Below are 4092 nucleotides of genomic sequence, written 5' to 3'. Positions count from 1 at the left end.
GGCCCAGCCCCGCGTTCAGCCGCTCCCGTTCGCGCCGGGCGGCAGCCCGGACGGGGCCGCCGCGCTGGTCGAGCTGCTGCGTGACGCGGTCGAATCGCGCAATTGCCCGCTCTACTTTGTCCGTGACGTCGCTCACTTGCTCTCGATCGGAGTCAGCGGCGAGGTTGCACCTTCCAGCTTCGCCTGGTTCACGCCTTCAGCGCGCGCGATATAGCCCTTCGATTTCTCGACTTCCTTGCCGAGCGTCTCGACCGTCTGCTTCATGTTGCCGAGAGCCTGGAGCTTGAAGGCGTCGATCTGGTCCATCGTGTCGTAGATGTTCTGGAAGGCGCGCTGCAGCGTTTCCAGCGGGATGGTCGAACTCGCCGCCTGTTCGTGGATCGCGCCGGTCTGGGTGCGCAGCATCTCGCCGGTCGAATCGATCATGCCCGCCGTGGTCGTGTTCAGCGCGCCGATCTGTTCGAGGACTAGCTTCTGGTTGGTCATCGCCTGGGCAACAGTGACCGCGGTGCGCAGCGCGGAGACGGTCGTGGTCGAGGCTCGGTCGACGCCCTTCACCAGCTCGACATTGTTCTTCTTGACGAGGTCGAGCGCGAGATAACCCTGCACCGTCACCGCCATCTGCGTCAGCAGGTCTGTCGTGCGCTGGCGGGTGTAGAAGAGCGCGCTTTCGCGGATCGCCTTGGCCTTGGCGGGGTCGGTCGCATCGAGCTCGTTGGCCTTGTCCTCCAGCTTCTGATCCAATGTCTTGGAGATGTGGATCATCTGCTCGAGCTTGTGCATCGTCTTCCACAGGTTCGCGCGCTCGGTGTCGATCGCCGCATTGTCCATCAGCAGCTCGTCCTTGCCGTTGGCGAGGCTGCCGAGGATTTTCTGGATGTGGGTCTGCGAGCTGCGGTACTTGTCGAAATAGCGGTCGACGCGGTTTCCGAACGGGATGATCCCGAGCAGCTTGCGGGTCTTGGTCGCCTCCTTGGGGTCGAGGGATTCCACGGTGCGGCGCAGCTCAGTGAGGTCGGCACCGATGCCGGTGTCCTTGTCGATCGCTTTCACCGGCCGGTCGAGGAACCGGTTCGATGCGCCGGCGGCCTCGGCAATCTCCTTGCGGCCCATTGCCGTCAGCTGGTCGACCTTCTTGCCGAATTCGGGACTGTTGGAATCGAGGCTCGCAAGCTCCTCGACGAACTTGCCGACGCGCTTGTCGAGCTCGGTCGTTTCCTCGGCCTTGAGCGGCACGAGCCCCGACGCCTCGGTCGGCGCGACGGCTTGCAGCGCATCGGGCGGATCGAGGTTCAGCTTCGACTTTGTCGCGGTTTGGGTCTCAGGCGCTTCGCTGGCCATGGCTCAAATCCTTTCTGCGCCCTTCTGCGGCGCGGCACCGGGCCGGTCAACGCTTGAGGGCTTTGCGGTGTATTATAGTGTTAAGACACGACGAAACAAGAAATGATCGGCGCGAGATCAAGGTCAACGGCGGTTAACCACAGCGTTGAACCCTTCGCTTACCCTGTCCGCGCTAAAGCCTGCCGATGCGCATCGAAAGGCTTGGGTTCAGGCGACCATGTTCAGCTTCCTGAAGAAACTGTGGCGCGACCGGCGCGGCAATGCCCTCATCATCGCGGGCGCCGCCCTGCCGCTGATCGTCGGGTCGGCGGGCCTCGCCAGCGACACCATCCAGTGGGCGCTGTGGAAGCGCCAGCTTCAGCGCCTCGCCGACTCGGGCGCGATGGCAGGCGCCTATGCCAGGGTCCGCGGCAACACGGTCGACAATTGCAGCAACGTCGCGACCGCAACCTACAGCAGTCCGGTCGCCTATGACGTGAAGAAGAACAATCATCTTCCGCAGACTCCGACCTGCACGGCGACCAACCCGCCGACGACGGGCGGCTACACGACCGACGTCAATGCCGTTCGCGTGAGCGTCTCGATGCAGCGGCCCCTCAGCTTCTCGGGCATGTTCCTGACGACTCCGCCGACGATCACCGCCAATGCGATCGCGACGGTCGTGCCCGGCGGCAAATATTGCGTCGTAAGCCTCGAGAACACTGCGACGACGGGCATTACCGCGACCGGCAATGCCAACGTCGACCTCGGCTGCGGAATGATCACCAACTCGACCTCGATGACCGCGGCCGTCGCGACGGGCTCTTCCGAAGTGCATGCGACCCCGATTGCCGCCGTTGGCGGGATCGCGGAGAGCAACAACTGGGCGGACGGCACGGTTCTTCAGCCGTTCACCATCGCCCAGGAAGACCCGTTTGCGGGCATCAACCCGCCGGACAGCTCGACTTATCCGAGCGGGAATTGCCCGAACCTCAATCAGAACAACCCGAACACCACGATGACCCCAAGCGACTTCGTGGCGGGCACGACCTACAAAGCGATGACCGGTGCCGCGGCCGGGGCGATGTGCTTCAACAGCATCAGCATTTCGGGCACCGTCACCTTCCCGGCCGGCAGCGTCATCGTCCTCGACGGGGGTTCGCTCGGCATCGGCGCCCAGGCGCACGTGAGCTGCGACGGGTGCACGTTCATCCTGACCAACCGGCAAATCAACGGCAATCCGTCGATCGGCAACGTCAACATCAACGGCGGCGCGGAGCTCGACCTGAAGGCTCCGGGGACCAGCGCGACGGGAATTGCGGCAACCTACATGGGCATCATCGTGTACCAGGACCGGCGCGCGCAGGACGGCACGAGCGCGAACGACCAGAGCACGATCAACGGCAATGCCGACTCATTCCTGCAGGGGGCGCTCTACTTCCCTAGCCAGCAGATGACGTTCAACGGGACAGCCGGCATGACCACGGATTGCCTTCAGCTGGTTGCCCGACGCGTCTATTATTCGGGCAACCTCGATATTTCGAACACTTGCGATACCGATTCCGGAGCCGACGCTTTCCTGGGCAAGAAAGTGAGGCTGGTGGGATGACCCGGCCGTTCCGCAAACTCACGCGCGACGAGCGCGGCGCCGCTATCATCGAGATGGCGTTGCTGCTGCCGGTGCTCAGCACGATCGTGATCGGCGTCGCCGACATCAGCCGCGCCTATTCCCAGAAGCTTATCCTCGAGCAGACGGCTTACCGCGCGATCGAGAAGGTGCAGCAGTATCAGGCAAGCCAAAGCACCCTCACGGCGCTCAAGAACGAAGTGGTGACTGCCGCGACCGATGCCGGGTTCACCGACGTGACCACGAGCAATGTGACGATCGACTTTTGGCTCGAGTGCAACGGCACCCGTCAGTCGACCTACGACATGAATTGCACGTCGGGCCAGACCCAGGCGCGCTGGCTCACCGTCGATGTCACGCACGATTTCACGCCCATGTTCGCGTCCAACCGCTGGCCGGGCTCGAACAGCAACGGCAGCTACACGCTGCACGGGCGGGCGGGGCTTAGGACGCAATGAGGACCGTGAAACGCCTCCTGAAGAGCGATGATGGCGCGGCCGTGATCGAACTCGCGCTGTCGCTGCCGGTGCTGGTCACGATGATCTACGGCATCTTCGAGTTCAGCCAGCTCTATGAGGCCAATGCCGGCATGCAGCACGCGCTCGGCGAGGGCGCGCGCTACGCGACCCTGTGCATCCCGAACGTCAACAGCAGCACGGGCTGCGACGCGCCGAGCGACACCAATATCGTCGCCGTCGAGAATGCGAAGCTGTTCGGTCCGGCCGGGGGGACGTACAACGTTCAGACGCCAAGCAGCGTCGGCGCTTACAAGACGCTGACCATCACCTACACGCGGAACATGAACTTCCTGCTGTTCACAGGTCCGGCGATCACGCTGACGCGAAGCAAGCAGGTCTATATTGCCGCGGCTGCGCTTCCTCCGCCGTCGACTCCCTGACGAACGCGGGCTGAGCGAAGTTACCCGGCGCGGGGATTGTTGCTCCGTGCTGCGAAGAATGCGCCGATCGCTTCCTTCACCTCGGGAGACTTGAGGCGCTCGGCGAAGATGCCACCTTCGAGTTGCATCCTTTCGAGAATTTCATCGGCGGCCCCGTGGCGCAGCAGCCGCTGGGTCTCGCGCAGCGCCTGCGGCGGCTTGGCGAGGAGCTGCTCGACGGTTGCCGCGAGCGCGCCGTCGAGCCCGC

The 4092-nt window shown here is 63.8% G+C and carries 5 protein-coding genes; 3 read left to right on the top strand and 2 right to left on the bottom strand.

The genetic code is table 11. The features are described 5' to 3' along the window. Positions 1-132: 132 nt before the first annotated feature. On the bottom strand, positions 133-1341 hold the full coding sequence (locus GH737_RS13425) for a toxic anion resistance protein (RefSeq protein ID WP_155265302.1): 1209 nt from the start codon (positions 1339-1341) through the stop codon (positions 133-135). A gap of 217 nt (positions 1342-1558) precedes the next feature. Between GH737_RS13425 and GH737_RS13420 the strand changes: the two genes are divergently transcribed. From GH737_RS13420 to GH737_RS13410, 3 genes are read left to right on the top strand one after another with little or no spacing between them, the layout of a single operon-like run. After that, the gene (locus GH737_RS13420) at positions 1559-2929 is read left to right on the top strand and encodes a TadG family pilus assembly protein (protein ID WP_155265301.1); all 1371 of its coding nucleotides are present in this window, start codon (positions 1559-1561) and stop codon (positions 2927-2929) included. Then, positions 2926-3405 (top strand): TadE/TadG family type IV pilus assembly protein, encoded by a 480-nt coding sequence (locus GH737_RS13415; RefSeq protein WP_155265300.1) that lies wholly within the window; start codon positions 2926-2928, stop codon positions 3403-3405. Before GH737_RS13420 ends, GH737_RS13415 begins: the two co-directional genes overlap by 4 nt. A 5-nt stretch (positions 3406-3410) precedes the next feature. After that, entirely contained in the window at positions 3411-3845 is a 435-nt protein-coding gene (locus GH737_RS13410) for a TadE/TadG family type IV pilus assembly protein (protein WP_196233189.1), read from the top strand. Between the two features lie 20 nt (positions 3846-3865). Here GH737_RS13410 and GH737_RS15465 read toward each other — a convergent pair. After that, positions 3866-4092: Clp protease/crotonase-like domain-containing protein (locus GH737_RS15465; RefSeq protein ID WP_420853457.1), on the bottom strand; the 227-nt coding region annotated here is incomplete at its 5' end.

This window comes from Sphingomonas segetis (genome assembly GCF_009720245.1).
Classification (GTDB): Bacteria; Pseudomonadota; Alphaproteobacteria; order Sphingomonadales; family Sphingomonadaceae; genus Sphingomicrobium; species Sphingomicrobium segetis.
This window is presented reverse-complemented; position numbering and strand designations above follow the sequence as displayed.

Excerpts from the sequence above, each read along its gene's own strand:
- GH737_RS13420 (WP_155265301.1), top strand. The coding sequence starts at position 1,559 with ATGTTCAGCTTCCTGAAGAAACTGTGGCGCGACCGGCGCGGCAATGCC.
- GH737_RS13415 (WP_155265300.1), top strand. The coding sequence starts at position 2,926 with ATGACCCGGCCGTTCCGCAAACTCACGCGCGACGAGCGCGGCGCCGCT.
- GH737_RS13425 (WP_155265302.1), bottom strand. The coding sequence starts at position 1,341 with ATGGCCAGCGAAGCGCCTGAGACCCAAACCGCGACAAAGTCGAAGCTG.